Below are 25,127 nucleotides of genomic sequence, written 5' to 3'. Positions count from 1 at the left end.
CTTAAGCCTAGTGAGTCGATGTTGACTTTCACCACAAGGGTGGTTTGATAGTTGTTGGGCGCTGGAGCTGGACGTGGCTATTCCCCAGTATATAAGGTATCCACAGTATTTAAATTCTATAGTTTCCTATTCAATAAAAAGAGCTAACTAGTTTTATAAAACTAGTTAGCTCTTGTTCACAGAAAGCATATAACTTCCTATCTGCATAAGTTTACTAAGGCTTGGCGATAAGCCAAGTTTTCTAATCTAATTCAAGACATGTTGGTTAAAAAATGCTTCAAACTCTGCTTCTGGCCTTGATCCACCGATACGTGCAACTTCTTGGCCATTTTCATAATGAACGACTGTTGGAGTAGACTCAATATTATACGGAATCCATTGATCATCAAATTCTAATAGATTTAGTTTTTTTAGATCAATATCTAGGTCCTCAGCTAATGGTACAAGCACTGGTGTTGCTTCCTGACAGTAGACACATGTTGGATCATAGAAATAAACCGTTTCCTCTTCTCCATTGTCCATCGATTCGCTTAGTTCCTCAGGCAAAACTTGATTTTCATATAATGGATCATCCAATTGATCGATTGTGGCCTGATTCAAGTCTGACTTCCCATATGGGTTATCACTATCTTCCATGGCTTGATTGTTTTGATAATTTGTAACGAAAAATAACGCAGCAAATAAAGCTACTATGATACCACCAAATATGAGCATTTTCTTTTTCATAATTAATTCCTCCCTACCGCTTTAAAATAATAAGATGTCCGACAAAAATGATAATAAAAGCAATCCCTGCTAAAAATGGAATGGTGATAAAACCAAAATAGTTCACATATTGCACATTACATGAGACGGTGCCACATGCATCTCCCGCGGCTTGTAATGTAGGTATTTTTTGAATGGAATAATGATAAATTGATATCAATATGCCTATCCCACTTAATATAAGACCCGGCAGTGCAATGGAAATATCTTTTTTAATTGCAGCTACACCATATATGACTACTAATGGGTACATGAAAATTCGTTGTATCCAGCAAAGCTCACATGGCTCATACCCAATTACTTCTGAATAAAACAAACTCCCTGCTACAGCAATAAAGGATACTCCCCAAATAAAGAACAATATATTTTCATTTAGTTGATCTTTTTTCATATACAAATATCCTCTCTCGTTTATCCATATTAATAGTATACAAATACCAAGAAAAAAAAACAATCTGTCTGCTTTAAAAGTCTCTACATATATGACAGATTATTGAACTATGATTTTTAAAGGGGCTTCGTAAGTATTGTTACCTTTAAAACTTCGCAGTTGATATAAAAGACAACGTCCTGTGCGTCGAAGGCTGAAGCCGTGCCCACGGAAAGCATCCGCCCAGAGCGACCCCGAACGGCATTTATAGCAAACACTTATAGCAAACAGTAGTTGCGTCGTCTTTTATAGAATTTGCATCAAAAACAAACATCTTTTAGAAAACAGCCTTTTTTAAACAGTGAACATTTCAGAGACAATGAAGCCTTCTCATCCTTAGGACGAAGTTCGCTGACTCTGGATAAATTCATACAAATAAATGAATCCAATCAAACAGAAAAAACCAATAATAAATCCTGAAACGACATCTGTTAAGTAGTGTACGTTGATAAAATAACGACTTATCCCAACAAGAAAGATAAGTAAGGAAAAGAATAACTGTATGAGGAATATTGCTCTAGTTGAATATAACCTCTTGACGATGAAATAAGCTAATAATCCATAGCAAACCATTGTTATCATCGCATGTCCAGAAGGAAAACTATACCCTTCAGCATTGGCAGCTTCTAGAATACTCGGTCTATCCCTTCCTACAAGACGCTTTATCAGCATGTTAAACAAGTGACTAACTAGTGTTCCTCCAGCAAAAATTAAAGCAGGAAGCCAGTCACGTAGCATTAGCCACATAACAATCGCCATTGTAATCGTAAACACGATTAGAAAATTCTCCGATCCCAATTCCGTGACAGCACGAAAGAATGAAAATAGCACCGTTCCATCTACACGTTCCACCAGATTACGAGTCCATTGATCGGTTAGTGGAACATTACCTCTTACAATTTGACTCACCCAAATCCCTATCATGATTACAACCAATGTAAAAAGAAATAAAATGATATAATTTCGTCGATTCAACATGTACCCGTCCCTCCCCTGTTATAATAATACCTCAATTTATGTTTTAAAAAAAACGTAAAGGGAAATGTTCTTATGTAGCAACTATATTTAATAAGGCAGGGGATTAGAATGGAAAAAGAATTACAACATTTAATTGATGGTTTAAATGAAGATCTGGCACATGAATACGGTGCTGCAATTCAGTATACGTATAGCGCCTCTGTTGTATCAGGACTTTACCGCTCCGCATTGAAACCATTTTTCGAGTCAGAAATTTCCGATGAACTTGGGCATGCTCTCTATTTATCCGAAAAAATTAAATCACTCGGTGGTTTACCTACAACTAATTCAGCAGACGTACCACAGCCAACAGACGTGAAAGACCTATTAGAAGCAACACTTCGTTCCGAAACCGATACGATCAAACGCTATGAAAAACGAAGAAAACAAGCGGAAGACTTAGGCTACACAGAACTGGTCGTAAAATTAGAAGATTTCATTTCGGATGAAACAAATCATAAAGAGGAAATTGAACGTTTACTAGCAGACCCAAGGTTTTCATAAAAGGCTGTTATCTAAAAAATTGGGACTGGGACTGCGCTTACTCGTCCCATCGAAGACATTTGCGGTTACTCGTCCCACCGAACAGAATTGTTTTGACACAAGATCTGTAAAAGACGACGTAACTACCAGGTTGATTTCTGCTGCGTACAGGCGCTTTCCGAAGACACGTCTTTGCCCTGGCAAGGAGGCTCACGGGTCACCCTAAGGTGCGCGAAGTGTATTACCGTAGCGGGTAAATGTATCATCCTCATTTCAAGTTACGTCGTCTTTTATATCGGTGACATAGTTAAAAGCAAGAATACTTACAAAAAACAATGTATCCGTAGTAAGGGTGCCCTTAATGGGCGCTCTTTTCTTTTATTTGCATAGGAAACTATAGAATTTAAAAGCTGTGGATCACTTATACACTGAAATAGCCACGTCCAGCTCCAGCGCCCAGCAACTATCAAATCTTTACGGTGGGGCGAGCATTTAGCGCAGCCCCAAACTTCACACTCCTCCACTACGATAAAGAAGACTTGCCGATTGGCTCCGCCAGAGGCTTAGTCGCACTTATGCCCTGTGGGTGAAAAGAAGACTTACTGATTGCCAAGCCGGCAGGCGTAGACAGAAGTAAAGTCGCACTTATACCCTTGTGGTGAAAGTCAACATCTACTCACTTGGCTTAAGGAAGGCCGACTAAAACGATGCTTGCGCTCAGGCGTCGGCATCCCCCTATGAAGGGGCATGTTTCCTTTTCGCTCCAAGCATAAGATTCACTTTGACTTTCTCCATTATTGGAGATAAGTCAAGTTCATCTAATCTCATTGTGGAAGTGGAAGTTCAACTAAAACCGCCACTTTGCGTGGCAACGTTGAACCACCCGCAGCGCTGAGCTCAGTTTGTACGTTGCTAAACGGGCGCTTGCGCTTTTGTTCTAGAGGAACTATTTTCTAAAAATTGTTGTGGCATTGTGCCCAACCTCTGCGAGTTACAAGAGGTAAAAAACAGGAAATCTGTTAAAAAACATAGCGTATGCAGCCCTGGTCACATAATAAAATCAGCCTATACGTTGAGTAATAATCTCCCTCTATTACATATTAAATGTTATACTAGTTAGAAGTTTTAAAAAGGAGGTTTACATATTGCTTGAAAACATTCATAAATCCATTGACAACTCCTACCCTGAAATGGTGGAAATACGAAGATACTTACATCAACATCCCGAACTGTCTTTCCAAGAAACAAGGACAGCCCAATATATCGCTGACTTTTATAAGGAGTTAGACATTCCCTATAAAACAAAAGTGGGCGGTAATGGCGTTATCGCAACATTAAAAGGTGGAAAACCCGGAAAGACGGTTGCTTTACGAGCCGACTTTGATGCATTGCCAATTCAGGATGAGAAAGATGTCCCTTATAAATCAAAAGTGGATGGTGTCATGCATGCATGTGGCCATGATGGGCATACCTCTACCTTACTCACACTAGCAAAGGTGATGAAGGAATACCAAGAGGAACTACCTGGTACCATTGAATTCTTGCATCAGCATGCAGAAGAATATGCACCAGGCGGAGCCAAACCTATTGTGGATTCAGGCGCAATAGATCATGTGGATGCTGTTTTTGGCACACATCTCTGGGCAACTACTCCTCTCGGTGTCCTGCAAACGTCTAAAGATGTATTCATGGCAGGTGCTGACCGTTTTGAGATCCTTATACAAGGGCAAGGAGGTCACGGAGCTTATCCACATGAAACAAAGGATGCGATCGTAATCGCCTCTGAGGTAATTTCACAACTTCAACAAATTGTCAGTAGACGCATAGATCCACTTGAGACTGCCGTTGTGACTATAGGCATTTTTGAAGCTGGTAGTGCTTTTAACATCATAGCTGATCAAGCCAAACTAGTTGGTACAGTCCGCTATCTTAATCCAGAGATCCAGGATCAAATAATCGCCGAAATGGATAAAGTAATCAAAGGTATCTGTCTGACAAACGACGCATCCTACACCTTCGACTACGTAAAAGGCTACCCACCTTTAGTCAATCATGCAGAACAAGCACAACTGATTCTAGAAGCAAGTAAAGAAGTAGAAGAAATTCATACAGCCGAAGAAGTAGTCCCAGTTATGGGAGGCGAGGATTTCGCCTACTATACCCTTAAAAAGCCAGGAGCTTATTTCTTCACAGGGGCAAATAAAGAAGGTAATCCTTATCCGCATCATCATCCAAAATTCGACATTGATGAGCGCGCACTACCAATTGCTGCTAAAACATTGATTCAGGCCTTTTTCGCATACCAACATAAAGCTAATTAGAAAGCATGGGGTTCCATAAACTGGACCCCCATGCTTTTATACTAATTTACGTCTCACGTATCCGTTTATAAACAAAAAGGTAAAGGCCGTACCGCTTGCCAACGCTATAACAAACCCTACATAATCCTGCATGACTAGGAACAGAAGCGAGTATAAGATCGTTTGAAGTAGCGTCAATTCAAACAAAAACTTCAACAGGGCATTATAGCGTAATGTATCATTAACTGGGTAAAGGTCCAACCACATAATTGTTCGGTGATGGTGATACAGCGTCATCATTTGAAAACAGCTTAAATATAAGAATAAAATAACAAACAAAATTTTCATCCAACTATTCGGTATAAAGTAAATAAATAATCCTCCAAGTACAACCAATCTAAAATACATCCCTAGATAATCGCTACTACGAATAAACGTAATTCGATATAAATAGTCAAATGTATTATTTTGTGTAAATGGTAATTTATTTACGATTGACACAAGCCATTGTCGCCTTTTAAATCGCTTTTTCAAATGTGGAACATCAGCAAACATGTTAGCAATACGATAAAATGATTGCATGCGTACTTGATCTTTTTCCACTAGGAGATCCCAAACAACCCCTGGATTTTTCGAGGATATGTTTAGATCATATAGAAACACGAATGTAAATAGGACGGTCGTAACCCCTGCCAAAAGCATATCTCCATTAATGATAAAATAAAAAACAGTCATATTTAGAAGTGTACGGATCGTCAAATCTGCTTGTCTTACTCCTGGCCCTCTTACTTTAAGCATCCACCAGTTTGCAATTAAATTTCCTACCTTAAAAATAAGGACAACACCAATCGTTAGTAAATACACATTCCCAGCACGATCCGGAAATGCTGCAAAATATAATGGTCCAAAGGCTGCAGCCACAAGTAGTATAACGTATAGTTGAATCACAAAACTATAAATTAATGCATTTCGAAAATAAGCATCCATTTTATTTTCAGCAGCTATAAGAAAAACTAAATCAGGTTCCTTTAATAACGTTCGAACAGGACTATAACTTACTAATAAACCAAGTCCTCCCCCAACAATTAAAGAAACAGGAAAGTTTTCAGGTAGCTCTATTAACCATTGTTGGTAATAAAAAGCCACTGCAGAAATAAAAAAGAACAAGGCAATCATAAGATGTCCATTAAACATATAGCGTAAATAGCGACTAAGCTCCTTTAAATGGGCAGAGAAACGTTGCTTAAAAAAATCATGAGAATCAAACATGGCTATCGTCTTCCTTTGTTAATTGCAGATATAGATCATCTAACGTTGCACGGGGCATGTTGAAACTATCCTGAAGCTCCTTCAGTGTCCCGTTCGCCCGAATTACGCCATCGTGCAGAATAATAAAACGGTCACAATATCGCTCTGCTGTAGCTAATATATGTGTGGACATTAAAACACCGGATCCATTATCTTTCATTTCATCCATTAGCTCTAAATAGGATTGAATCCCAAGAGGGTCCAAGCCGACAAAAGGCTCGTCTACAACATATAGAGGCGGCTCGATAAGAAATGCACACATGATCATCACCTTTTGACGCATCCCTTTTGAGAAGTGAACAGGAAACCAGTTCAACTTCTTCTCCATACGAAATTCTTTTAAGAGCGGATGAAGCCTTTTTTCAAAATTTTCCTCCGAGATGTCATAAGCCATTGCAGTTAATCGAAGATGTTCATATAGTGTTAATTCATCATATAATATTGGCATTTCTGGAATATATGCCATTTGGTTTCGGTAGGTATTAGGGCTTTCTTTAAATGTTTTTCCATTTATAGAAACAGAACCTCTTTTCGCATGCATTAATCCAATGACATGTTTAATAGCAGTACTCTTCCCAGCCCCGTTAAGGCCAATCATTCCGACAATTTCATTTGGGTAAACATCAAACGATATACCATGTAAAACATTTTTATGCGTATATCCTCCATAAAGGTTATCTATATGTAAAAGTGGGTCCACAATGTATCCTCCTAAATTCCATCTATTTCACAACTTTTATTAGAAAACGAGGCATTCGCCTTTAGTTGCACGTGTGCAATAGGAAAGTTTTAGCTTTCCTAAATGAATTTTATCACTTTTATGACAGAATACCAAAGCATACTCTAAAATGATTTTCGACATTTTTTATTTCATGTGTATAAAAAAATGAAATCTGTTCAAAATAATAAAGGAAGAAGCGAGGGTGTTCACTGCAAAAAATTATGTGTACCACACAAAATGAGGTGTTAGTGATCGGGCATTTAATGATATAAAACCCTTTTGCCAGGAATCATCTCACATAGTTTGAGATGCTGACAAAAAGGTTTTTGTAAACCAACTGAAGTTAAAGAGTACCATTGATTTAACGATTTTGTTTACTAAAAGTCCCCAACATTAGATGTTTTTGCCACCCTCCTTCTTCTTAAAGCAGGATAGCCCGTGTAAAAAGCGGGTTATACCTGTTTCTTTGCATTTCAGCTTTTCCCTATATACAATAAGGTATATATATAATAGAGGGAGTGTTGACAATAATGAGTCACAACGATTGTATTTTTTGTAAAATTATTGATGGAGAAATCCCTTCAGCAAAAGTGTATGAAGACGACCATGTATATGCTTTTCTTGATATTAGTCAGGTGACAAAAGGACATACACTCGTCATCCCGAAAACACATACAAAAAACATTTATGAAACACCACCAGAGGTTGCACAAGAATTATTTTCCCGTATTCCTAAAATTGCTAATGCCATAAAAGAAGTGTACAAACCAGTTGGCATGAATTTATTAAATAACAACGAAGAAGCTGCTGATCAATCCGTATTCCATATACACATCCATATTATCCCACGTTACGGCGATGGAGATGGGTATTCATCCAATTGGATCACACACACGGACGACTATTCATCTGAAGATTTGCAACAAATAGCGAAAGAAATTAATGGGACAATTGAAACATAATGGTTTAAACGATTTTTATATCTGAAAATTACTTCTTTTAATTCACTCAGATATTTGTTATAATTAAAGTAATTTCTACTGGCAATCGGTGTACAGTCTGAGAAATTTTAGAAAACTTTGCATTTACCAAGCTTTTCGGATAGTGCCTTAGTTGCACTTATGATAAGAAAGTTTTTATACTGATAAAATAGCTTAGCATAGCCGAGAAAAAAAGCATTCAAAATTATACTGACTTATAAATATATCCAGTGGTACAAGGACTTCTTAAGAGTTCACACCCCATTACAGTTACGTAAAATGAACGTATTATTTAATCCTCTGGCACAAATTATGTCAGAGGATTTTTTAAAAACATATAATATAAGGTTTGATAGAACCCAAAAAAAAGGAAAAGATAATATGAGACTTGAAAGGAGCGTATGAATTATGTCAAAAGGTAAATCATTAGTACTAGGTCTTATGATTGGTGGTGCTGTAAGTGCTACAGCTACACTGCTAAGTACACCTTCTTCCGGCAGTGAATTACGTGGACGCGTTAAACAACAAGGATTGGAAATGAAAGGTTTAATGAACAATGTAAAGTATGATGCGACTCGACTAAAAAACCAAATCGCAGAAACATCAAAAGAAGGCGCATTATTATTTAAGGACCTGACACTAGAAATGAAAGAATCCGTTAAAGAATGGAAGAAAACAATTGAACCCCATCAGGAAAATATCCACCAGTACTTGGAACAAATAGAATCAAGCTTAAAAGACCTTGAGGATAAAGTGAAAAAGTAAAGAATATGACCTTGAAATCAAGGTTTTAAAATCGTCCAAATCAATTACCTTCTACTTATTGACCTTTCAGTCTGATTGAAATGAGGTCTTGTTATAGAATCAATCTGTGAAATCATATTTTACATTAATAAAGCTGCCTCATCCTAGATGAGGCAGCTTTATTTTTAAATCCTTGGTGTTTTATTCACCAATTCCTTCTGTCCATTTTTCTAGAAGGTCAGGATTGTCTTCAAGGAATTGGCTTGCTGCGTCTTCTTCATCCACACCATCATTAACCGCTACGAGCAGCTCGTTTTCCATTTCTGTATCGTAATCTTCTGTAATACGCTGCATGACTTCATATGCAGCCGGTGAGTCTTCCTGGAAACTTGTATGTGCTATAGCCTCGATACGGTCACCGTCACCACCATAGATTTCTTGAGGGTCTTCAAGCATTTTCAAATCCAGTTCTGCAAATTTCCAATGTGGTTCCCAACCAGGAACAATGATTGGCTCTTCATTTTCAATCCTTGTCTGCAATTCAGACAGCATCGCTGCTTCAGAACTCTCCATAAGTTCCCAATTTTCAAGTCCATATTCTTCTATAGCAGTCTCAGTACTCTGCATAACGCCGGCACCCGGATCGATACCTGTAATGGTCCAATCAAGTTCTTCACCCAGTTCTTCGTTATCTTGAAGATCTTCAATAGAGTTAACATCCATATAGGATGGAACCGTCATAGCTAGTGGTGCCTCCGCTACGAATTCACCAATTACTTCTACATCATCCCCGTACTGCTCCAAATAGTTACCGTGTGTAGTCGGGAGCCATGAAGCTGTCATAAACGACGCATCATCCTGGGCAACACTTGACCACATCGCACCTGCTTCAACCTGTGTGGTGTCGACATTGTAGCCAACTTCTTCAAGTACCTCTTGAATTAAAGGCGTACGTACCAACGCGCCTGCCCAAGCAACGTAAGTTAAATTAAGGTCTGATTCACCAAGTTCCACGCTGCCATTACTGTCGTCACCGCCGCCGTTGCCGTTGTCGCCGGAGTCGCTGTCACTTTCCTCTTCGCTGCCTCCGCCGCCACATGCAGCCAGTACCATAACAAGCACAAGCGCTGCAGCTAAGCCTAATAATCTAAATTTCTTAACCATAAGAAATTGACCTCCTTTAAAATTCTAATATTTATATGTTCGGGGTCTGCATCATTGAATAATGCAGAAGACCCGGGAACAACATGCTTAAATGCTTAATTTTTAACTGCCCCTTTTGTAATTCGGTCAAGTAACATCGCAACGATAACAAGGGACAGACCACCTTCAAATCCAGGTCCAATCGCAACCTGTGTTACAGCCCTATATACAACTGTACCAAGACCGGGGGCTCCTACCATTGAGGCAATAACAACCATCGATAATGAAAGCATGATTGTCTGGTTAATACCTGCCATGATTGATGGCGTGGCAAGTGGTATTTGCACTTTCCCCAGCCTCTGACCAGTTGATGAACCAAATGCATTGGATGCCTCAATCAATTCCTGATCCACTTGCCGGATACCGAGGTTTGTGAGCCTGACGGTAGGCGGCATGGAGAATATAATGGTAGCCACAACACCAGGAACCATACCCAGACTGAAGAAGACAACCGCTGGAATCAAATAAACAAATGCTGGCATCGTCTGCATGAAATCCAGAATCGGTGTGATCACCGTCTCTACGGATTTTTTCTGGGACATCCAAATACCAACCGGAATTCCGATGATCATCGATGCCACAACCGAGACAATAACAAGTGCTACCGTCTCAAGGGTTTCCGGCCAATAGCCAAGGTTGTTAATAAGACCAAGACCAATAAGTGCGAAAAGGCCTAGTTTATAGCTCACAACCCACCATGCCAGAAGTGCCACAACTACAATCAGCAAAATTGGCGGGACTAACTCAAGCACTACTACAAAGTTCTCCGTAATGAATCCAATTACTGCAGTGATCGCATCAAATACTGCCCCGAATGAGGCCGTCAAAAAGTCAACAAATGCTTCCACCCATTCAGCCAACGGAAGTTTGGGGAAAAGTGTTCCTTCTGCATCATTCATTTACTTCTTCACCCCCATTTCCGTTCAATACCTTATCATCACCGGCAAGAGCACCGATAATTGCTCCTCTGACAACAATCCCAACCAACTTGCCCGAATCATCTACTACCGACAGTGGCGCTTTATCATCAGCCATCGGTTCAAATATATCACCAAGCAATGTGTCTGGATGCACTGTCGGGATATCGGATGTAAGGATATCTTCCAAACCTTTACTTTCTTTAGCTGCGGCTGCTGCCTGGTCTGCCGTTACATAACCGAGCAGCTTCTGTTTTTTATCAACCACATAAATCGTGGAGACACCATTTTCTTTCATTAGCCGAAGGGCAACATTTGGGCCCCGTTCAACCATCACTGTTTCAGCACGCTTCATCACATGACTGGCTGTGAATACATTGGCAAGGTTAACATCTTGAACGAAACGTTTAACATAATCATCGGCAGGGTCCATTAAAATCTCTTCGGCTGTACCAATCTGTACAATGGCACCATCTTTCATCAGAGCAATCCTGTCGCCGATCCGAAGTGCTTCATCCAAATCATGTGTAATAAAGATGATCGTTTTTTGTACGGATTGTTGTAAATCCATCAATTCATCCTGCATATCTTTCCGGATTAACGGATCCAGTGCACTGAACGCCTCGTCCATGAGAAGGATTTCGGGATCATTGGCTAGAGCTCTTGCCAGGCCGACCCGCTGCTGCATACCGCCGGAAAGTTCATTTGGGTACTTATCTAAATAGCCGCCCAAACCAACTAATTCAAGCGCTTCACGAGCTTTCTTTTCTCTTTCCTCTTTATCAATTCCTTGGATTTCCAGACCGTATTCAGCGTTCTTCATTATTGTCTTATGCGGGAGCAAAGCAAAGTTCTGGAAAACCATGCTCATTTTTTTTCTGCGCATTTCCCGCAGCTGATCCTTATTCATTTCTGTTATGTTTTCATCATCAAACCAAACACTACCTGAGGATGGTTCGATCAAACGGTTCAGCATACGAACGAGTGTGGATTTACCACTGCCGGAAAGGCCCATGATTACAAAGACTTCGCCATCCTGAACATCGAATGTAGCTTGATTAACACCCACTGTCATCCCGGTTAACTCCAGAATTTCATCCTTTGTCTTGCTTTCATCCAGATATTTGACAGCTTGTTTCGGACGCCTGCCGAATATTTTCGTTAATCGATCTACCTTTATTTTACTCATTTTTTCACCTCACTTAACGACAAAACTTTATTGTCGTTACTCTTTTTTTATACAGAATTTTTCCCAAATTCTGCAATGTAAGTTTAAAAGATTAACAAACTTTGATAGAGTTTGCCCGTAACCACAGGGGATCCCTACCATTCCCATTTTTCCCCCTTTTCCAACAATCTTGTACAACGAGGATAATAGTCATGCGACTTTTTCATCAGAATAAATCCATAAAACAACACCAATAATGTATATTGGCTTTAACTTTAAATTTAACTGCCTCGTATTGCTCACTTTTAATACTATAAACCATATTGCAGTTATATTACAATCCTTAAATACCATTAATTTTGTATATATTTTACGTACAGTTTATTCTGTATGTAATTTATATAGTTGTATCTCTAAATTCCTTCGATTTACTTAATAATACTGGGTAATTACTGATTTTCAATATATTTTATTTTAGTGTAGCCTTGATATATCAAGGGTTTAGGAGGATTACATGAACATTCCCAGTAATGAAGATATTAAAAACAATCTAATGATCGAATTCTCGAAAACAATTGAAAATTTTGATTTAAGCTCTGTGGAAGCACGTTTATTTGCCTATTTGTACTTATCGGAAAAACCGCTAACCCTGGATGAGATGGGTGAGGCAATAGGAAAAAGCAAAACTTCCATGAGTACAAGTGTACGTACATTAGCGGATTTAAATCTCGTAACACGTGTATGGAAAAAAGGAGTTCGAAAAGATTTATATCAAGCGAATAATCAACTATTTAAAACATTTATGAACTCCTATATTACTAAATGGATTGATACCACAAACCGTCAAAAAGGAGCTTTAGAGGAGAGTAAAAGTCTTATTCATCAGAAGAAGAAAGAAGAATCATCGGGCGAACTGGTACAACTTGATAAAAGTTTGAATGACATTCTGGAGTTTCATAGCTTAGTAGAAGAATTGTTCAGAGATATGAAGCAAGAATGATTCGAAGATGACGGGTCCCCCGATCATCTTCGTTTCCCTCTTATTTCTTCATACTCTATAATGCTAGTAAAAGCTGTTATTAATGAAGGAAAATATCCTTCTTTTTTTAATGCGTAAATTGTATTATTGGGATCAAGTTTTTCCGTAAGCATACCCGCAAATTGTACCAATAAAGATGTGAAATCCAAAAATCCTTCTTCTTTTTGAATGTTGTATTGAGCATCTAACTTTTGCAGCAAATGCATAAGTTCCTCAAACTCTTTATATGTAATATCATTCTCTATAATTAGATTAATAAATGGATACTCATTCATATCCATAATTTTGGAAAGTAACTGTAAATGAAAGGACGTTGTATCATTATTATTTAACGTTTTCAATTGTGAAAAACCCCCTCAAATAGTAGATTAAAAAATCTCGATTCATTTAAGCATATTTTACCACTAATTTTAAAGAGTAAACGAGTAAAGTTATTTAAAAACGAAAATAATCTTCTTTCTACTACAGAACGCCTCCATTGTATTATTATTCTTTTTTGCCAAAACTTAATTTCACCTGTGTTTAACGAAATGCTTTAATTCATATACCGCATAATTAGTTTTGTCAGTCACTTCGTCGTCTTTAATAGATTCAATTTGCTCGTAAATACTCGCTGCGAATATTTAAAAGCAACATAGTTTACGAAAAGAGCCTTCAAATATGATGAAAATTGTTTAATATGATCATTTATCACCCTCTATCTTTATTATGGTTTTCTTTATGCTCGTTATCTTGGAAATACTCGTTTTCAAGTTACCAGCTTGTTTGATATGATTAAGAACAGTTGTCTAATTTGCTAGTTTAACTAGCACACATAGTTGAACTTGCTTAACAGGCTTCCTATACAATTTGAAAGACCTGTTAAGTATGCAAATATAATATCATTTAAGGAGGTTTTTTCAATTTTTACATATCGTAAATTCAAATTTGGTTTGATAGTTTTAGGCTTGCTGCTTATGATGTTCTTAGCTGCTTGCGGTGAAGATAACAGCGAGGAAACGAACAGTGACGCTTCCGACGATGAGGGATCTGAGGAGACAAGTGAAGGACCTGAAATAGGTCAAGAAGAATTAACTCAACCATACGTGGCATGGGCAAGAGAAACAGTTAGTACACATATGTTGGGTGCTTTACTTGAGATGGTCGGTTACGATGTTGAACTGGCACAAGTGGAGGCTGGAGCAATGTGGTCCAGTGTTGCTGATGGTTCAGCCGATTTCCATACGTCCGCATGGCTGCCGGCAACGCACGGAGCCTACTGGGAACAGTATGAAGATGATATTGTTCAAGTGAAACAAGTGCTTGATGAGGCACCGCTCTCTTTGGGTGTCCCAACTTATATGGAAGATATAAATTCACTAGAAGACTTGCAGGGTAATGAAGAGCTCGGTGAAGAAGTTGATTGGCAGGTTATCGGGATAGATCCTGGCGCTGGAATCATGGAAAATACGCAGACAGCTTTCGAAGCGTACGATTTGGATAATTGGGAACTGACATCAAGCTCTGAAGCGGCGATGCTTACTACACTGCAAGATGCCGTTGAAAATGAAGAGCCGATTATTGTACCGCTTTGGCAACCGCATTGGATTTTCGGTACATTGGATTTGAAAATGCTTGAAGATCCACAAGAAGTTTACGGTGGGGATGGTGACCAGATTTACACAGTAGCTCGCGAAGATCTGGAAGAAGATGCCCCAAGAGCTTACAAAGTGCTCGAGCAATATGATGAAAGTTATGAGATGATTGACGAATTGATGCCGAAAGTTCATGCGGAAGATCAGGATCCCGCTGACGTTGTCCGGGAATATATTGATAATAACCCTGATCTAGTTGATGAATGGCTTGACGGCGTACCAAGAGAATAATTAATAAAAGGAACAGGGATGATATCGTCCCTGTTCCTTTTACTGTGTGGACATTGGGTCTGACCCCATAGCCATCAGCCCCTCTTTCCCAAAGGTCAAAACTATAAAAACATTGCCTTAAATATATCTCCTCACTGTTCAGACCGTCAATATTTTGGTACAGTAAATGAATAAATGTTTTCATATTAGATACCAATTATTCATTTGTTATTTTGTAGGGGGAGGTTTTTTTATTGATTATTTTCTTTGGTATATTCGGGCTTATTGTCTTGATAATATTTAATTTATTAAATGATAAATTTTGTATGACAATGGAAATGGAAGCAGTAGAGCGGAAAAAATTCTTTCGTGTAATGAATATTATGACTGTTATATTACTCATAAACGGTTATATAAGAATTTCAAATTTAATGGTTTAAAATTTAGATAAAACTATATTTCTGCCACAAAACTGTGTTATATTTATCTATGTGCTAACCAAATGTGCGAATAATGTTAGGAGTGTTCATAAATGAAAAAATTGGCATTCGCTGCAACACTTACAGCTAGTGTTATAGCTTTAGCGGCATGTACTTCAGATTCAGATGATGATGTCGTAGTTGAAACAAACGTGGGATCTATTACACAAGAAGAGTTTTACGAAGAATTAAAAGATCGCCACGGAGAAAGTCTATTGAATGAGTTAGTGACCGTACAGGTTTTGGAATCTAATTATGATGTAGATGAATCCCTTATTGATGATGAAGTCGAAACAGCCAAAGAGGAATTAGGCGAACAATTTGAAATGGCACTTCAACAACAAGGGATTGCAGATGAAGATGAATACCGTGAATTCATACGCATCGGCATGCTACAGGAAGCTGCTCTTACGGAAGACATCGAGATTTCCGATGAAGAAATTCAAGAAGAATATGAACGTAGAAATACAGAAGTTAACGCACAGCACATATTAGTAGAAGATGAAGAAACAGCGGATGAAGTTAGATCAGAGCTTGATGAAGGTGCTGACTTTGCTGAATTGGCTAGTGAACATTCTATTGACGGGTCCGCAGAACAAGGTGGAGATTTAGGTTTCTTTGCTAGAGGAGAAATGGTTCCAGAATTTGAAGAGGCTGCCTTTGACATGGATGAAGGCGAAATTAGCGATCCAGTCAATACACAACATGGTTTTCATATTATCCAAGTAAATGAAAAACGTGAAGCTGAGGAATCCTTGGAAGAAATGGAAGATGAAATCCGCAATGATCTAGCAGCTCAACAAATTGACCAAGCTGAAGCACAACAAAAAATTAATAATCTGATGGAAGAAGCTGAAATTGATGTGAAACTCGAGGAGTTTGAAGATATTTTTGAACCGATTGAACCAGCGGAACCAGCAGAAGGCTAAAAACGAACGAAAGGCTAATACATTTTTGTATTAGCCTTTTTTTAGTTCACATTTTGCTGGCGTTGTCGTCCTTCTTCTTTATCGTGACGAGCCGCTTCTATTCGATCCATATACACATTTCCTTCGCGTTCTATAAACGCTTGTTCCAAACTTCGCTCAGCTTGTATTGCTCTAACCGCCATATATCCACTTATAACGATACAAATGATCATTACCAAAACCCACCAGGGCAGTCCGAAAATCATGCTATTACATAGCCTCCCTTGTCCATCTTATTAACACATGTATATGTACAAGCATGCAAAAAAATAACCTTATTTTTCTTCAAACAACGGTTTATAAAATGATCGGTTATCCATAGCAAACAAACGCTCCGTATATTCCCCTGGTTTCACTTTGTCTAAAGCACGATTTAACATATTCATTTTTGCATCGATTAAATCAATTAAATGCAAAATTTCAGCTTCACGAACTAAGGGTGGCTTTGGACTTCCCCACTCTGCTTTTCCATGATGAGATAATACCAAGTGCTGCAGGATTAATACCTCTTCGCTTTCGATCTGCAGTTCTTTAGCCATTAGACCAATTTCTTCAACCATCATGGGGATATGTCCTAGTAACTTCCCTTCTGTTGTATAACTTGTCGTCACTACACCTGATAATTCCTTTAGCTTGCCAAGGTCATGTAAAATGATACCAGCATATAGTAAATCTTTATTAACCTCGGGGTATAATTTATGTAATTCCTTTGCTATTCCAAGCATACTAACAATATGATGAGCCAATCCAGAAACGTATTCATGATGATTTCTTGAAGCGGCAGGGTACGTTAATAAAGCCTCCTGATATTTTTTAATGAATGCCCGGACGATTCGCTGAAGCACTGGGTTATCCATTTCAAAAATGACCTCTGTCAACTTATCAGACAAGACTTCTTTTTCAACTGGAGCTTTTTCAACAAAGTCTGAGACTCGAACCCCATCTGTAGCTTGTGCTGGCCTAACGGACATAATCTTCAATTGAGATTTCCCTCGAAACTGATTTATTTCTCCAGCTAGCTTTACGATTTTTTCGGCTATAAATAAACTTTCATCCTCTTTTGAGGCATCCCAAAGTTTCGCCTCTATTTCTCCTGTAGCATCACCAAGAATTAAGGTTAAGAAAGGCTTTCCATTGCTTGCAACACCTTTGGTCGATTCTTTGATTAACATATACCCATCAAATGAATCTCCAACCGTCACGTATCCTATCCCCTTGTTCATAAAAATTCCTCCCCTATCTGCTAAAGAAAAAAGACTGACGAAAAACTGGCGAAGTGCAACATTAATACGCACTAGCCTATTTTATTATGTCAATCTCTATCTATGATTTTTTATTTATTTTTTGGAATGTAGTTAAAAATCTCCCCGGATTCCATAATCTTAATGAATTTCATTAACCATTCATAATAATTTTTCGCATAGTCAAGTCTTTCAATGTCCGTTTCTATTTTAGTCTTTAATTGTTCGTCCTCCGTATCCTGCATAAGTTCGTTTAATTCTGCTATTGTTTCCTCGGCCTCTTCAATATTCGTTTCTGTCTGTTGACGCCAACGATTACCGAATAAGGATGTAAAAGATTTATACCAGTCCTCTTCCGATTCATATAGATCTTTACGAATCCCCCTTTTGAATGTGGACTCTACCATTCGCATATCGGATAATGCCCGTACACCTGTTGACATACTGGTCTTGCTCATCACCAAAGCTTCGCGCATATCATCCAGTGTCATGGCCTGATCGGCAAAATATAATACACCATATAACCGTCCAACAGAAGGGGTGATGCCATATAAATTCATGTTTTTTGCGATAACCTGAATAAATCGTTCAATTGTTTCATCATATTGTTCCCAGTTTTTAGATTCATTTTCTTCTGGCAATGGACGTCCCTCCATCTGCATATAATCTTTGAAAACTTGGCTTATCGCCAAATACTTAAGAAAGTCTTCATTTTTTACACGTTTTCCTTACATGTGCGTGTTCTAAAAGGAGGATAAAAAGGACCGAGAAGTTCGAGGCGGCGTAGCTTTGAGTAGCGGAACGTATGCAATTAATACGTGAGCAACGGAAAAGCAAGCCAACGAAGAAATTCGATGTGTCATTTTTATCGGACTTTTTGAACATCCTCTACATAAGTATAAAAATTAGTTTATCATTTTTTGTTAAATAATGCTAACGGTAGTATAATCCAGATCTATAATTTCAGCTTTTTTGGATGCTTTGACTACTTCTTTCTTACACGTGAAAATAATCATTTGCTGCGTTTCAGAAATCTCTTCTATTATTTTCATTATGCGCTTTGTACGTATCGCATCAAAGTTCACGAAAGCATCATCAATCATAAATGGTAATCGATGTTTTTCACTCATAACCTCACTAATCGCTAACCGTAAAGAAACATATAATTGATCAATTGTACCTTGGGACAACTCATTCACAGTATAACGCAAATTATCATTCGATTCTACTTGAAATGGCTTATTATCAGTAGGAGCGTAAACTTTATGATAAAAAGCTCCTGTTAATTCTTTAAAATAATAGGATGTTCGATCCATAACTTTGTGCAAATATTTATTTCTATAGGTACGTTTTGTTTCTATAAGCATTTCCTTTGCGGTTTTAAACACCGCCCACTGTTTAGCGAGTTTGTTTAGGGATTCCGTTTCCATCTGATAGCGATGGATTGTTTTAGAATGCATTTCTGATAATTCCATTCTGTCAATTTCAGCAGAAACTTCTGCTAGCTGATCGCGTTTTTTATTTATATCTTTTTCAATCTGCTCTATTGCAGCCTGTGATTCCTGATGTCTAATCTCTAATCCACTTTCATCCAGACTCTCTTCAAGAATTTGCTCGTCCGGATAATTTGCTCGAATACGTTCCATGGTTTTATTTCTTTTTTCTTCAATTTCTTGTTTCGCTTCTAATTGTTTTGATGTTTTATAAAAGGTATCGATCGTTTCAACTTCGGCACTGTCAAGCAACTTCTTTATTGCTTTTTCATACGTATGCATCTTTTGTTTCGTTTCTCTTTGCTTCTGAGTATTTTCAATAACTAAGTGTTGATACTGTTCCAATTGTCTACTTGTATTTTGATACATTTGAAGCATATTTTCAATTATTTCTATCGAATGATCGCACGAGGTGGTAATCGTTTCACTACTTTTTTCGTTTAAGAACCGATTTACTTCTTGGTGATAGGCATGTTGACTTTCCTGTAACCGCTCACGTTGCGCTTGACTTTGGTTGCGTTCACGGTCTAATTTTAAGAGCTGTTTTAAACTATAATAAAATTCTGGCCAGTAGTTGACATCTATATCTTCCAAAAAGGGATAGGCTTCATATTGCACGCTTAATTGAGCATGTAATCGCTCCTCTTTCCCCTCAATCATTTTTTGTTTCTCATCTAGTTTTATAAATTGTATATCAATTGATTTCAATTGTTCCCTTAAAGAACCTCGTTCATTTCTATTTCTATTATCACTCGTAAGTAATTTCTCTGCTTCCTCTCTTTCCTCCTTCGTTATTGTGAAAGAAGGTACCTGGAGTTCATCTTGGATTAGAACATTGTCGATATCTCTGATGGTTTTTCGTCCCCAAACCCATTGCCCTACTCCAACGATTAGAAGGATGGGAATAAGATAAATTACCCAAGGGCTTTCTGTGAACAAAGCTATTATTCCAGCCAGCATGGAAAAGACGATACTCCCAATCAGCATATGATGAATATTCTTTTCTTTTATTGTTTTCTTATTTTCCCATTCCTTTTGTTTCTGTACAGATTCACGCTTTAACTTTTTTACTAAATCATGTTCTTTATATTCATTAATTTTTTCGTCCAGTTCACGACGGTATTTATCCGTTAATAATTCATCTTCTAATTCCTGCTGCTGATTAATGACATAATTTCGCTGTTGTCTTGATTGGTTCTTCTCTTGCCGCAATTGCTCTTTATCCAATGCCAGCTGATCTGAATTGTTTTTAATCTGATGCCATGTTTTTTCGATGTGAAAAGGTAGTACAATCGTTGATAGTTCATCTGATTCAAGCCTTGTATTCAGTTGATTAATCTCCGTATTTAGCTGATTACTTAGTGTATCCAGGCTTGATTGAATCCTTTTTAATTCTTTTTTACTTTCCTTATATTGTTCCTTTTTTTGCAGAATTAGTTGGGCTTCCTCATACATAGAATCTTCCAATTTCTCCTGCAATTCTACTATCTTTTCGTTATATCGTTCTTGATTATCCTCCCAAACGGCCAGTTCACTTTGTAAGGGAAGTAATGCTCCATTCAATTTTTCAAGCCGTTCAACGCCGTTTTCAGGAAAAACGAGGAATTTCGGATAGCTTGTTAATTGAGTTGTATAATGATGGTATTCATGAACAATGGGTAATACTTGCTGCTTCTTCTCAATGGAAAAGAGATTCCTTTTTTCCTGCTGCAGTTCACCTTGTAGCCTATCCTTTTCTTGGGTTAAGAAAGCTAATTTCGCTTGCTTTTCGCGATATGTTGCTTCTTCAGCTATGCTGGATTGTAATTTCGCAAATAAATCATTCAAGGAATCCAACTGTTGGTTTATCGCAGGCTTTTTCCCGTAAGGTTTAAATAATTCTCCAATTTGATTATCCAATTTCTTTTCAATGTTATAGATATTATTTGACCCCGTTAATCCTATCGCAAGTAATACTTCCCCAAAATCATCCTCTTTCATTTCCTCAAGTGTATGTAAGTCAACGGCTGTAAAGGAGAAAATGGATTGATATGTACTATAGGTCATTCCTTTTAAACGTTCCTTAAGCCACTCCTCCCCCTGTTCACTACCATCCGAGATGTAACAAGTTGCCGCGCCATTTTTCACCTCATCAAATCGCTCAATTGTATAACTACATACTGAGTCCTTAATGGTCAGCCTCCCGCCCATTTTCCCACTTGTTTTAGGACGATAGAAAGCTCGCTGCTTCGGAGGCAATCCAAACAGCATGAAGAGAATAAATTTCTGTAAGGTTGATTTTCCAGATTCATTTTCTCCATAAATGATTTTAGCTGATTCACTCGTAAAATCAATTTCAAAATCAATCCACTTGCCAAAACCATATACGAATGCATGCGATAGTTTCATCTTCTTATCCCCTCAATCTTTCAGAAGTGCATTAAGCAATAGTTGCTGGGCTTCTGTTTTAATGGACTGCTCTTCTTCTTGTGTTAATGGATCAAGATATTTTCTCGCTTGTTTTTGCTGATACAATTCCTTCACATACGACGGAATAGATACATCTTCAGCATGACGAAATAATTCTCCGATAAAATGTTCCCCTTTAACTAGATCTGTATCATGGGCTGAAAAATGTGTCTCAATTGAATAACGAAAGATAAAGTTCCAATTCATTTGATGAATGAATGTTTCATTAACAAGTTCGATCACATCCTCCAGGTAATTTCCACTTTCCGATTCTTGGATTTGTGGATTGTCACTAGTAAGGGTAAGGTCGATCAGCATGGGCGTTGTAGAAATGATTTCTTTCATCCTGAATTGAATGTTATTTTCAACTTGATGAGGCTCTTCGCAGGCTGAAATATTAATGGTTAATGAGTGAAATTGAATTGCTTGTAGGGGAATGAAGGACATTTCTTTATCTGTTTCGGTTAATACAATATGATAACAGCCCTTCTCCCCTGTTTCTTTTCGATTGCGCCCTTGAATATTACCAGGATAAACAATTGGGGGGTCTTCTTTTAACATTTCCCGCTGATGAATATGTCCGAGTGCCCAGTAATCAAAATTACCCTTGGTTAAATCACTTAGTTGAAAAGGTGCATATACATCATGTTCTGTATTACTTTTAATACTACCGTGCAGCATAGCAATATGGAAGGGAATAGATGAATTTATGACCTCATATTCATCCGTCTTGTTTGTTAATACGCCGCGATTCTCATAACTAAATCCATAAATAGCTGCCTCTGTTCCATCTGCTTTAACGTATGTAAATTGTCTTACTTTCTCATCTGGAAAAATATGTACATTATCAGGGTAAGTAACCGGATGTATATTCCCATTTATGTAATCATGATTTCCATAAGATAGGTAGACTTGTATGTTATGTCGCTGTAATTGTTCAAAGGCTCGCCGCAGACGAACCTGTGCCTTTAAACTTTGTTTTTCATTATCAAATAAATCACCAGCCATTAACACAAAATCAACTTCCTTATCCAAAGCTGTTTGTACCAAACGATCAAGCGCAACAAATGTACTTTCCAGTATTTCCTGAAAAATAGGATCAGGTGTATCTGCTAATCCTCTAAACGGGCTATCTAAATGCAGGTCCGCTGCATGGAGAAAAGAAATTTGCTTTGTCATTTTCACACCTCTACTCTCCTCTCTATTTTAGCAAAAACTGTTTACGAATGCACGTTCGAAGTCGAAAAGGCCACTTGAAAAGTGACCTTTTTCAAAATCTATTCTTTCTTCGATAACGTAAACGCCTTTTTCAAATCCTTTAAAGAGTTCGTTCCCCCATACATGAGGACACCACCTTTGTATATACGAGCACCAATTATAGCTAAAAGTACGATGGTTGCTACTAATAATCCAATGGATAAGGCGACTTCCCATACTGGAATATCCAGCATTCCGACACGTAAAAACATGATCATCGGTGCAAAAAACGGAATAAAAGAAGTTATTTTTACAAGACTTGACTCCGGCGTACTTAAGCCAAACATCGCAATGAAAAATGCAACCATAATTAACAATATCATTGGCATCATCATTTGATTGGCATCTTCCACTCTGCTGACAAGCGCTCCAAGCATTGCAGCAAGTGTTGCATATAGGAAATAGCCCAGTATAAAGAATACTAATGCATAAATATATACCGAAACAGAGCCATCCTGAATTCCCAGATATTCAAAAACACCACCCGTCAATTCCTCTTGTTTCGACATAATCAATGCATACCCGACGCCAACAAATAATCCGACCTGGGTTAAACCTAGTAGAGCTATGCCGGCAATCTTTGCAAACATGTGGGTAACAGGCGGTGCACTGGATACGAGAATTTCCATAACCCTTGACGACTTTTCCGTTGCTACATCAGTTGCTATCATCTGCCCATAAATAATGATCGCCATGTATAACACAAACAGCATGATATAAACAATTCCTCTCGTTTGGTTGAGCTCCTCAGAAGTTTTAGCCGTTTCATCCAGTGCTATCGGTTCAAACGTCACTGGTGCATATATTTGCTCCAACGTGGCCGCGTCAATACCCGCCTGCTGTGTCGCAAGTGCTACTTTTAATTGCTGCAACTGCTGTTCAATAACTGTCTGAACCCCGGCCCCAGAAATATCATCTGCGTAATAGGTGCTTTCAGGTAATTGATTTTCATTTAATGCTAATACCAGTAATGCTTGATATTCTTCCTCTTGAACAGCCGTTTTCGCCTCTTCTTCAGAGCCATCGAATAGAACAAGTTCCATATTTTCATCTGATTGTTCCACACTTTGACTTAAAGGATCAAATAATTCATCCGATTCGTCTATTACAGCAATTTGATCGCTACCATCATCCGAAAAGGCATCCATGATTGTTTGAATATTAGCGACCCCAGCAATAAATAATAATGTAATGATGGTACTGATTAAAAAAGCTTTTGATTTCACACGTGTCATGAACGTATGTGACAGTATGATCCAGAATTTATTCATAAGAAGCACCTACTTTCTCAATGAAAATATCATTTAAGGTAGGCTCTTCCAGTTCAAATTTACGAACAAATCCTTTTCCCTGCAATTCCCTAAAAATTCCTTGAGAGACATCTTCATTTTCAATTTGCAGCTCACAGCCTTCGGTTACCTTTTTATAACTAACAACACCGGGAAAATCCCGTAAAAATTCTAGCGGAATAGCTGCATGAATGACTAAGTTCTTCCTGCCATAAGACTGTTTTATCTCCCTTAGAGTCCCCTGAACAACTGGTTTGCCTTTATGTAAAATGCATAAATGCTCACATAATTCCTCCACATGCTCCATTTGATGGGATGAGAATACAATCGATGTGCCTCTTTCTTTCAAATCAATAACAGCTTCTTTCAGCATTTCTACGTTAACCGGATCCAGCCCGGAAAACGGCTCATCCAAGATTAGTAGTTTAGGTTTATGAATAATTGCAGAAATAAATTGGATTTTTTGCTGATTTCCCTTCGATAATTCTTCTATTTTTTTATCCATGTATTCAGGCACTTTAAAACGCTTGAGCCATGCTTCTAATTCTGTAACCACCTCACTTTTACGCATCCCTCGTAATTTGCCGAGATAAATAATTTGATCCCTTACCTTCAACTTCGGGTAAAGTCCTCTTTCCTCTGGCAGGTAACCGATCAAATGACTTTTATCATAGCCGATCGCCTCATCATTCCAGGAAATTTCCCCTTCTGTAATGTCCAATAACCCTAAGATCATACGGAAGGTTGTTGTTTTCCCGGCCCCATTCCCACCTAAGATTCCAAACATTTCTTTTTCCGGTATCTCAAGTGAAAGATGATCCACTGCCGTATGTTTGCCAAACCGTTTCGTTACATCTTTGATTTTCAACGTCAACTTTCTCTCCCCTTTCCCCCTATTAGAACTTGGCATCGGTTAAAGGGATTCTTAGAAAGCGTTCTTTGCTTTGTTAGAATCCCTTTGGAGTGCCCGCCTTTAATGGCCGATGCCTTATGGAGTAAAAAAGTAGTTATACTTTCTTAACTGCCAACAATA

Annotated in this window: 23 protein-coding genes; 7 read left to right on the top strand and 16 right to left on the bottom strand. The window is 38.1% G+C overall.

Translation table 11 applies throughout. From position 1 onward, the window contains the following. Nucleotides 1-246 precede the first annotated feature (246 nt). From OLD84_RS07100 to OLD84_RS07090, 3 genes are all read right to left on the bottom strand, one after another. A complete protein-coding gene (locus tag OLD84_RS07100; protein ID WP_209462210.1) occupies nt 247-726 on the bottom strand; it encodes a thioredoxin family protein in 480 nt (159 codons plus the stop codon). 13 nt (nt 727-739) lie between these two features. After that, nucleotides 740-1,156 carry a disulfide oxidoreductase gene (locus OLD84_RS07095; protein ID WP_209462209.1) on the bottom strand — a complete coding sequence of 139 codons (417 nt, stop codon included), beginning with the start codon at nt 1,154-1,156 and terminating at the stop codon, nt 740-742. Nucleotides 1,157-1,531: 375 nt separating this feature from the next. After that, nucleotides 1,532-2,173: a phosphatase PAP2 family protein gene (locus OLD84_RS07090; RefSeq protein ID WP_209462208.1), complete on the bottom strand. Its 642-nt coding sequence runs from the start codon at nt 2,171-2,173 to the stop codon at nt 1,532-1,534. A 108-nt stretch (nt 2,174-2,281) separates the two neighbouring features. On the opposite strand from OLD84_RS07090, the gene OLD84_RS07085 reads away from it, so the two are divergent. Together OLD84_RS07085 and OLD84_RS07080 are read left to right on the top strand one after the other, a co-directional pair. Then, a complete protein-coding gene (locus tag OLD84_RS07085; RefSeq protein WP_209462207.1) occupies nt 2,282-2,716 on the top strand; it encodes a ferritin-like domain-containing protein in 435 nt (144 codons plus the stop codon). Between the two features lie 1,124 nt (nt 2,717-3,840). Beyond that, nucleotides 3,841-5,016 (top strand): M20 metallopeptidase family protein, encoded by a 1,176-nt coding sequence (locus OLD84_RS07080; RefSeq protein WP_280953275.1) that lies wholly within the window; start codon nt 3,841-3,843, stop codon nt 5,014-5,016. A gap of 36 nt (nt 5,017-5,052) precedes the next feature. Here OLD84_RS07080 and OLD84_RS07075 read toward each other — a convergent pair whose 3' ends face one another. Together OLD84_RS07075 and OLD84_RS07070 are read right to left on the bottom strand one after the other, a co-directional pair. Then, on the bottom strand, nt 5,053-6,264 hold the full coding sequence (locus OLD84_RS07075; RefSeq protein ID WP_209462206.1) for an ABC transporter permease: 1,212 nt from the start codon (nt 6,262-6,264) through the stop codon (nt 5,053-5,055). After that, the gene (locus tag OLD84_RS07070) at nt 6,257-7,003 is read right to left on the bottom strand and encodes an ABC transporter ATP-binding protein (RefSeq protein WP_209462205.1); all 747 of its coding nucleotides are present in this window, start codon (nt 7,001-7,003) and stop codon (nt 6,257-6,259) included. Before OLD84_RS07070 ends, OLD84_RS07075 begins: the two co-directional genes overlap by 8 nt. A 551-nt stretch (nt 7,004-7,554) precedes the next feature. Here OLD84_RS07070 and OLD84_RS07065 point away from each other — a divergent pair. Together OLD84_RS07065 and OLD84_RS07060 are read left to right on the top strand one after the other, a co-directional pair. Next, complete coding sequence (locus OLD84_RS07065; RefSeq protein WP_209462204.1) at nt 7,555-7,986, top strand: HIT family protein; 432 nt, start codon at nt 7,555-7,557, stop codon at nt 7,984-7,986. A 426-nt stretch (nt 7,987-8,412) separates the two neighbouring features. Next, the gene (locus OLD84_RS07060; protein ID WP_209462203.1) at nt 8,413-8,769 is read left to right on the top strand and encodes a YtxH domain-containing protein; all 357 of its coding nucleotides are present in this window, start codon (nt 8,413-8,415) and stop codon (nt 8,767-8,769) included. 180 nt (nt 8,770-8,949) lie between these two features. Here OLD84_RS07060 and OLD84_RS07055 read toward each other — a convergent pair whose 3' ends face one another. From OLD84_RS07055 to OLD84_RS07045, 3 genes are all read right to left on the bottom strand, one after another. Beyond that, entirely contained in the window at nt 8,950-9,912 is a 963-nt protein-coding gene (locus OLD84_RS07055; protein WP_209462202.1) for a glycine betaine ABC transporter substrate-binding protein, read from the bottom strand. A gap of 95 nt (nt 9,913-10,007) precedes the next feature. Continuing rightward, nucleotides 10,008-10,850, bottom strand: a complete 843-nt coding sequence (locus OLD84_RS07050; RefSeq protein WP_209462201.1) for an ABC transporter permease — start codon at nt 10,848-10,850, stop codon at nt 10,008-10,010. After that, a complete protein-coding gene (locus tag OLD84_RS07045; protein WP_209462200.1) occupies nt 10,843-12,057 on the bottom strand; it encodes a quaternary amine ABC transporter ATP-binding protein in 1,215 nt (404 codons plus the stop codon). Before OLD84_RS07045 ends, OLD84_RS07050 begins: the two co-directional genes overlap by 8 nt. A 493-nt stretch (nt 12,058-12,550) precedes the next feature. Here OLD84_RS07045 and OLD84_RS07040 point away from each other — a divergent pair, with 493 nt between their 5' ends. After that, nucleotides 12,551-13,036, top strand: a complete 486-nt coding sequence (locus OLD84_RS07040; RefSeq protein ID WP_209462199.1) for a GbsR/MarR family transcriptional regulator — start codon at nt 12,551-12,553, stop codon at nt 13,034-13,036. 23 nt (nt 13,037-13,059) lie between these two features. On the opposite strand, the gene OLD84_RS07035 is transcribed toward OLD84_RS07040, so the two are convergent. After that, entirely contained in the window at nt 13,060-13,416 is a 357-nt protein-coding gene (locus OLD84_RS07035; protein WP_245301486.1) for a DUF1878 family protein, read from the bottom strand. A gap of 615 nt (nt 13,417-14,031) precedes the next feature. Here OLD84_RS07035 and OLD84_RS07030 point away from each other — a divergent pair. Next, nucleotides 14,032-14,940 (top strand): glycine betaine ABC transporter substrate-binding protein, encoded by a 909-nt coding sequence (locus OLD84_RS07030; protein WP_245301485.1) that lies wholly within the window; start codon nt 14,032-14,034, stop codon nt 14,938-14,940. Nucleotides 14,941-15,451: 511 nt separating this feature from the next. After that, entirely contained in the window at nt 15,452-16,327 is an 876-nt protein-coding gene (locus OLD84_RS07025; protein WP_209462197.1) for a peptidylprolyl isomerase, read from the top strand. Between the two features lie 41 nt (nt 16,328-16,368). Here the strand turns inward: OLD84_RS07025 and OLD84_RS07020 are convergent, their stop codons facing one another. The 7 genes from OLD84_RS07020 to OLD84_RS06990 form a co-directional block, all read right to left on the bottom strand. Further along, nucleotides 16,369-16,572, bottom strand: coding sequence for a sporulation YhaL family protein (locus OLD84_RS07020; RefSeq protein WP_209462196.1), 204 nt, complete (start codon nt 16,570-16,572; stop codon nt 16,369-16,371). A 69-nt stretch (nt 16,573-16,641) separates the two neighbouring features. Beyond that, a complete protein-coding gene (gene yhaM, locus OLD84_RS07015; protein WP_209462195.1) occupies nt 16,642-17,589 on the bottom strand; it encodes a 3'-5' exoribonuclease YhaM in 948 nt (315 codons plus the stop codon). 110 nt (nt 17,590-17,699) lie between these two features. Further along, complete coding sequence (locus OLD84_RS07010; protein ID WP_245301484.1) at nt 17,700-18,248, bottom strand: GbsR/MarR family transcriptional regulator; 549 nt, start codon at nt 18,246-18,248, stop codon at nt 17,700-17,702. A gap of 282 nt (nt 18,249-18,530) precedes the next feature. After that, nucleotides 18,531-21,488, bottom strand: a complete 2,958-nt coding sequence (locus OLD84_RS07005) for an ATP-binding protein (protein WP_209462193.1) — start codon at nt 21,486-21,488, stop codon at nt 18,531-18,533. Between the two features lie 12 nt (nt 21,489-21,500). Next, the gene (locus tag OLD84_RS07000; RefSeq protein ID WP_209462374.1) at nt 21,501-22,727 is read right to left on the bottom strand and encodes a metallophosphoesterase family protein; all 1,227 of its coding nucleotides are present in this window, start codon (nt 22,725-22,727) and stop codon (nt 21,501-21,503) included. A 98-nt stretch (nt 22,728-22,825) separates the two neighbouring features. Beyond that, the gene (locus OLD84_RS06995; protein WP_209462192.1) at nt 22,826-24,076 is read right to left on the bottom strand and encodes an ABC transporter permease; all 1,251 of its coding nucleotides are present in this window, start codon (nt 24,074-24,076) and stop codon (nt 22,826-22,828) included. Further along, a complete protein-coding gene (locus tag OLD84_RS06990) occupies nt 24,069-25,004 on the bottom strand; it encodes an ABC transporter ATP-binding protein (RefSeq protein ID WP_406724664.1) in 936 nt (311 codons plus the stop codon). Before OLD84_RS06990 ends, OLD84_RS06995 begins: the two co-directional genes overlap by 8 nt. Nucleotides 25,005-25,127: the final 123 nt, after the last annotated feature.

It is taken from the genome of Virgibacillus natechei (assembly GCF_026013645.1).
Lineage (GTDB): Bacteria > Bacillota > Bacilli > Bacillales > Amphibacillaceae > Virgibacillus_L > Virgibacillus_L natechei.
The sequence above is the reverse complement of the archived record's forward strand: the minus strand, read 5'-3'. Positions and strand labels throughout refer to the sequence as shown.

Excerpts from the sequence above, each read along its gene's own strand:
- OLD84_RS07065 (WP_209462204.1), top strand. The coding sequence starts at position 7,555 with ATGAGTCACAACGATTGTATTTTTTGTAAAATTATTGATGGAGAAATC.
- OLD84_RS07060 (WP_209462203.1), top strand. The coding sequence starts at position 8,413 with ATGTCAAAAGGTAAATCATTAGTACTAGGTCTTATGATTGGTGGTGCT.
- OLD84_RS07075 (WP_209462206.1), bottom strand. The coding sequence starts at position 6,264 with ATGTTTGATTCTCATGATTTTTTTAAGCAACGTTTCTCTGCCCATTTA.
- OLD84_RS07000 (WP_209462374.1), bottom strand. The coding sequence starts at position 22,727 with ATGACAAAGCAAATTTCTTTTCTCCATGCAGCGGACCTGCATTTAGAT.
- OLD84_RS07045 (WP_209462200.1), bottom strand. The coding sequence starts at position 12,057 with ATGAGTAAAATAAAGGTAGATCGATTAACGAAAATATTCGGCAGGCGT.
- OLD84_RS07055 (WP_209462202.1), bottom strand. The coding sequence starts at position 9,912 with ATGGTTAAGAAATTTAGATTATTAGGCTTAGCTGCAGCGCTTGTGCTT.
- OLD84_RS07030 (WP_245301485.1), top strand. The coding sequence starts at position 14,032 with ATGATGTTCTTAGCTGCTTGCGGTGAAGATAACAGCGAGGAAACGAAC.
- OLD84_RS07090 (WP_209462208.1), bottom strand. The coding sequence starts at position 2,173 with ATGTTGAATCGACGAAATTATATCATTTTATTTCTTTTTACATTGGTT.
- OLD84_RS06995 (WP_209462192.1), bottom strand. The coding sequence starts at position 24,076 with ATGAATAAATTCTGGATCATACTGTCACATACGTTCATGACACGTGTG.
- OLD84_RS07020 (WP_209462196.1), bottom strand. The coding sequence starts at position 16,572 with ATGATTTTCGGACTGCCCTGGTGGGTTTTGGTAATGATCATTTGTATC.
- OLD84_RS07050 (WP_209462201.1), bottom strand. The coding sequence starts at position 10,850 with ATGAATGATGCAGAAGGAACACTTTTCCCCAAACTTCCGTTGGCTGAA.
- OLD84_RS07100 (WP_209462210.1), bottom strand. The coding sequence starts at position 726 with ATGAAAAAGAAAATGCTCATATTTGGTGGTATCATAGTAGCTTTATTT.
- OLD84_RS07025 (WP_209462197.1), top strand. The coding sequence starts at position 15,452 with ATGAAAAAATTGGCATTCGCTGCAACACTTACAGCTAGTGTTATAGCT.
- yhaM (WP_209462195.1), bottom strand. The coding sequence starts at position 17,589 with ATGAACAAGGGGATAGGATACGTGACGGTTGGAGATTCATTTGATGGG.
- OLD84_RS07095 (WP_209462209.1), bottom strand. The coding sequence starts at position 1,156 with ATGAAAAAAGATCAACTAAATGAAAATATATTGTTCTTTATTTGGGGA.
- OLD84_RS07085 (WP_209462207.1), top strand. The coding sequence starts at position 2,282 with ATGGAAAAAGAATTACAACATTTAATTGATGGTTTAAATGAAGATCTG.
- OLD84_RS06990 (WP_406724664.1), bottom strand. The coding sequence starts at position 25,004 with ATGCCAAGTTCTAATAGGGGGAAAGGGGAGAGAAAGTTGACGTTGAAA.
- OLD84_RS07005 (WP_209462193.1), bottom strand. The coding sequence starts at position 21,488 with ATGAAACTATCGCATGCATTCGTATATGGTTTTGGCAAGTGGATTGAT.
- OLD84_RS07040 (WP_209462199.1), top strand. The coding sequence starts at position 12,551 with ATGAACATTCCCAGTAATGAAGATATTAAAAACAATCTAATGATCGAA.